General features: G+C 61.6%; 4 protein-coding genes and 1 pseudogene. 3 read left to right on the forward strand and 2 right to left on the reverse strand.

Annotation, left to right across the window (positions count from 1 at the left end; all coding sequences use genetic code 11):
- Window positions 1-877 (forward strand): YghX family hydrolase (yghX, locus tag E0F99_RS28990; protein ID WP_130909100.1); only part of this gene is annotated, 877 nt, incomplete at its 5' end.
- Window positions 878-997: 120 nt separating this feature from the next.
- Here the strand turns inward: yghX and E0F99_RS28995 are convergent.
- Together E0F99_RS28995 and E0F99_RS29000 are read right to left on the reverse strand one after the other, a co-directional pair.
- Window positions 998-2182, reverse strand: coding sequence for a DUF2252 domain-containing protein (locus E0F99_RS28995; protein ID WP_083358621.1), 1185 nt, complete (start codon window positions 2180-2182; stop codon window positions 998-1000).
- Between the two features lie 76 nt (window positions 2183-2258).
- Window positions 2259-3149 carry a LysR family transcriptional regulator gene (locus tag E0F99_RS29000; protein WP_083358622.1) on the reverse strand — a complete coding sequence of 297 codons (891 nt, stop codon included), beginning with the start codon at window positions 3147-3149 and terminating at the stop codon, window positions 2259-2261.
- Window positions 3150-3277: 128 nt separating this feature from the next.
- Between E0F99_RS29000 and ampC the strand changes: the two genes are divergently transcribed.
- Both ampC and E0F99_RS30785 read left to right on the forward strand, forming a co-directional pair.
- Window positions 3278-4432 carry a class C beta-lactamase gene (ampC, locus tag E0F99_RS29005; protein WP_083358623.1) on the forward strand — a complete coding sequence of 385 codons (1155 nt, stop codon included), beginning with the start codon at window positions 3278-3280 and terminating at the stop codon, window positions 4430-4432.
- Between the two features lie 153 nt (window positions 4433-4585).
- Window positions 4586-4721: pseudogene (locus E0F99_RS30785) on the forward strand (LysR family transcriptional regulator); the annotation flags it as partial.

The raw sequence follows: 4721 nt of genomic DNA on the forward strand, positions 1-4721 counted from the left end.
CACAGCGAAAGACGTGGCCGCCGAACTGCTGGAACTCTACGACGGCTACGCCCACGGCAAGCTCAACCGCCGCGAATTTCTCGACCGCGCCGCGCTGTTCACCTTCGGCGGCCTCACCGCTTCCGCGCTGCTGGCAGCCCTGAGCCCCAACTACGCGCTGGCCGAACAGGTCAAATTCACCGACCCCGACATCATCGCTGACTACATCACCTACCCCTCGCCCAAAGGCAACGGCACCGTACGCGGTTACCTGGTGCGCCCGGCCAAAGCCAGCGGCAAACTGCCGGGCGTGGTGGTGGTCCACGAAAACCGAGGCCTGAACCCCTACATCGAAGACGTGGCAAGGCGCCTGGCCAAAGCCGGCTTCATCGCCCTGGCGCCGGACGGCCTGACCTCCGTGGGCGGCTACCCCGGCAACGATGAAAAAGGCGTGGAACTGCAACAGAAAGTCGACCCCGAAAAACTCATGAACGACTTCTTCGCCGCCATCGAATGGCTGATGCATCACGACAGCAGCACCGGCAAAGTCGGGATGACCGGCTTCTGCTATGGCGGCGGCGTGACCAATGCGGCGGCGGTGGCCTACCCCGAACTGGGCGCAGCGGTGTCGTTCTACGGGCGTCAGCCGCAAGCCAAGGACGTACCACGCATCAAGGCGCCGATCATGCTGCACTACGGCGAGTTGGATACGCGGATCAATGAAGGCTGGCCGGCGTATGAGACGGCGTTGAAGGCGGCGGGTACGACGTATGAGGCGTTTATCTACAAGGGCGTCAACCATGGGTTTCATAATGATTCGACGCCGAGATATGACGAGGCGGCGGCGAATCTGGCGTGGGAAAGAACCCTCGGCTGGTTCCACAAATACCTGGCCTAGCCCAAATCTAAACTGTGTGAGCTGGCGTGCCTACGATGGCGGTCTTCCAGTGAAAAATAGGCTGGCCGGCCCGGCGCTATCGCAGGCAAGCCCCACATTGGTTAGTCGCTTTTTTCCAGATCAATGCTCCAACGCATACCGCCGGCAATGGTTGAGATAACCCTGTTCATGGCTGCCCACCAATTGCACCACACTGGTCCATAACCACGACGGTGCATCCAGCTGTTTCGAGCGGTTTTCCTGCAACACCGCCATCCACTGTTTGCGCGTATCGCGGTCCATCTGCCGGGCATGGGCAATGCCGACCACGCGGGCCAGGTAACCGGCGGCATGCATGGCGTCGGTTTCGCTGAGTTCGTCCAGCTCCAGTTTCATGTCCTGGGGCAGCAACTCACGGATGAAAAAACCGTGGTCCAAAAAGCGGGTTGCCAGCATGCGTTCACCCAAACTCGGTGACAGCTGGCGCGCTCCCTCCACCACTCGGCGTCCGTTGTCGCGAGGCATCTTCGCGCGCGGTGCACGCGGTGCAGCGGCGCCCACGGCCTCCTTGATATCGATCAGGCAATATTCCTGATCATCCTTGTCGCCCACGCCCAGCAGCGCCGCATAGCGCAGCAAGCCCAGGGAGCTGCAACCTTTGACCCAATACGCTGAGTCCAGCAGTTCAACCTTGGCGTCTTTAGGTCGGCCTTTGAGTGAGGTGACCAACTGATGGATCTCATCCGAGGCGCACAGCGTTTGCAAGGCGCCCTTCTCTGCCCGCGACAACGACCAGAAGTGCTTGCCCAGCGGAATCGTCGGCCGTGCATTTTCAATGCGTTCGCGCGCCAGGTTTTTCCAGGTACGCTCCACGGCGCTGCGCATCCCGGCCTTGACTTGGGAGGGCCGTGGTGGCGCCTCGTCGGGCTTGTCTTTGAAGGCTTGCTCGTAGCCGACCATCATTTCTTCGAGCATGCGCGCGGTGGTCACCCCTGGCAGGTCCGAACCGCGTGCGGCGGTGGCCAAGGACAGCGCCAGGCGCACCAGGTCGTGGGCCGGGTTGCCGACCACGGTCTGGTCGAGGTCGCGGATGTGCATGTCGATACGGCCCTTGGTATCGCCGGTCGGGCCGAGGTTACCCGCATGGCAATCGCCGCAAATCCAGATCGCCGGACCATGGGGCAAGCGACGGCCAGGCTGGCTGTGCAGCCATTCGTAGAATTGCACCGTACTGCCACGTACGTAGGCGTGGGCGGAGCGCGCCATCTTCAAGTTGCGTAGTTGCGTGAGGTGGGGCATGCGGTCGGCGGGGCGCGGGGTTTTCATGGTTGAACTCAGTACGGGAGAAGCGGTAGAGCTCCACCGCCAGGCAAATGTTTCATCTTGTTTCTAGATAATGCCATTAAGACACTTTCCTAGGCGATGTCGACACCGCCTCCAGCCAACCCTTGAACGCCAGCATCGCCGAGGTTTCAGCCCGTGACTGCAAGCGCGTCAGCCAATAACTGCCGGTGGTAATCCCCACCTCGAACGGTTGGCGAACCAGATCACTCTCCAACTGGCGCGAGAACATCAGCGCCGGGGCCAGCGCCACGCCGATGCCTTGCAGCGCCGCTTCCATCATGGCCAGCGACGAATCGAACACGATACTGCGCGGCACCACGGTGTCGGCGGGCAGGCCGGCGGCCTGGAACCATTGGGTCCACTCATCGGCGCGGTAAGAGCGCAGCAAGGTGTGCTTCAACAGGTCGGCCGGCGTGCGCAGTTGCTCGGCAATCATGGGTGTGCACAGCACGGTCAGCGGCGCGGCGAGCAGTTCGCAGGCGTCGGTGCCGTGCCAGGCCCCGGCGCCGAAGCGGATCGCGTAATCCAGGCCTTCGGCAGCTACGTCAACGCGGTTGTTATGGGTGGACAGGCGCAGGTCGATAAACGGGTAGCGCCCCTGGAAGTCCGGCAGGCGCGGCAGCAGCCAGCCCACGGTAAAGGTGCCCACCGCGCCCACCGTGAGTACTTCGCGGTAGTGCCCACCTTCGAACTGGCTGAGCGTCTGGGTGATACGGTCAAACGATTCGCGCACCACCGGTAGCAGGGTTTCGCCTTCGCTGGTGAGCATCAAACCGCGTGGCAGGCGCTTGAACAACGTGACATTGAGTTGGGCTTCCAGGCTTTTGACCTGATGGCTGACGGCCGCTTGGGTCACACATAACTCAATGGCCGCGCGGGTGAAGCTCAAATGGCGCGCCGAGGCCTCAAAGGCGCGCAAGGCATTGAGCGGCAGATGGGAACGCAGCATGCTTAACCCTAAATTTTCTAATGGCTGGTGCGAGATATCATCGTTTGTTCGCGGCCGGCAAACTGCCTACATTGGCCTCGCCTGCGCAGGCTCTTTATTCAATCGAATCTTCTCATGGAAGCACCATCATGCCCCAACTGTCCTTGTTTGGAGTGCGTAATTTAACGGCTCTGGCCGTATTGCTCGCCGCCGGCAACTGCCTGGCCGCAAACGACCTGCAGGCCGTGGTAGACGCCAGCGTAAAACCGTTGATGCAACAACAGGCCATCCCGGGTCTCGCGGTCGCTGTCGTACAAAACGGCAAGGCTCAATACTTTAACTACGGGACGGCCTCAAAGGAAACCCAGCAGCCCGTCAGCGAAAACACCCTGTTTGAAATCGGCTCGGTGAGCAAAACCTTTACCGCCACCCTTGGCGGTTATGCCCAGGCGACCGGCAAGCTCAAGCTCTCGGACAAGGCCAGCGAGCACCTGTCCGTTCTGGCCGGCAGCGCCTTTGACCAGATCAGCCTGCTGCAACTGGCGACCTACACCGCAGGCGGCCTGCCCCTGCAGTTTCCGGATGCTGCCGACAGCGCCGAGACCATGCTCGGCTACTTCCAGCACTGGAAACCGACTTACGCACCGGGCGCACAACGCCTGTATTCCAACCCGAGCATCGGGCTGTTCGGCTACCTGTCGGCGCAAAGCCTTGGCCAGCCGTTCAACGTCGCCTTGCAGAAAACCCTGCTGCCCAAGCTGGGCTTGAACAACACCCACGTCAGCGTGCCCGCTGACAAGCGTGGCCTGTACGCCCAAGGCTACGACAAGCATCTGAAACCCACACGCGTCAGCCCAGGCGCACTGGACAGTGAAGCCTACGGCATCAAGACCAGTTCCCAGGACCTGGCTCACTACGTGATGGTGAACATGCACCCGCAAACCCTGGACAAGCCGCTGCAACAAGCCATCGCGGCGACACACGCCGGTTACTACACCGTCAACGGCATGACCCAAGGCCTGGGCTGGGAGCGCTACCCTTACCCGATCACGCTGCAAGCGTTGCTGGAGGGCAACTCCACGCCCATGGCGATGGAGCCGCACAAGGTCAATTGGCTGACGCCCGCTCAGCCGCAACCGGCCAACGTGCTGTACAACAAAACCGGCTCCACCGGCGGGTTTGGGGCGTACGTGGTGTACGTGCCGAGCAAGGACATGGGCGTGGTGATTCTGGCGAACAAGAACTACCCGAATGCTGAACGGGTCAAGGTGGCGTATGCGATCTTGAGTGCGATGGACAAATAAGGCCGGGCGAAAATCAACTGTGGGAGCGGGCTTGCTCGCGAACGCGGGGTGTCAGTCAACACACCTGTAGCTGACCCACCGCTTTCGCGAGCAAGCCCGCTTCCACAGTTGGATCTTCATTGCGATAAGCGTTGTGTTCACTCCAGAGCCGCCATGCACTTGGACCTCGCCGACCTGCGCCTGTTTATCCATACCGCCGAATCCGCCAGCCTGACCCAAGGCACGAAACCCGCGGACCTCTTGCCCGCCCCCCGTGCGAGAATCAAGGCGCTGGAGGGGATAACGACCG

The organism is Pseudomonas antarctica, from assembly GCF_900624995.1.
GTDB lineage: Bacteria > Pseudomonadota > Gammaproteobacteria > Pseudomonadales > Pseudomonadaceae > Aquipseudomonas > Aquipseudomonas antarctica.

What these genes read in the sequence shown, in the direction of transcription:
- E0F99_RS28995 (WP_083358621.1), bottom strand. Translation starts at nt 2,182, where the DNA reads ATGAAAACCCCGCGCCCCGCCGACCGCATGCCCCACCTCACGCAACTA.
- E0F99_RS29000 (WP_083358622.1), bottom strand. Translation starts at nt 3,149, where the DNA reads ATGCTGCGTTCCCATCTGCCGCTCAATGCCTTGCGCGCCTTTGAGGCC.
- ampC (WP_083358623.1), top strand. Translation starts at nt 3,278, where the DNA reads ATGCCCCAACTGTCCTTGTTTGGAGTGCGTAATTTAACGGCTCTGGCC.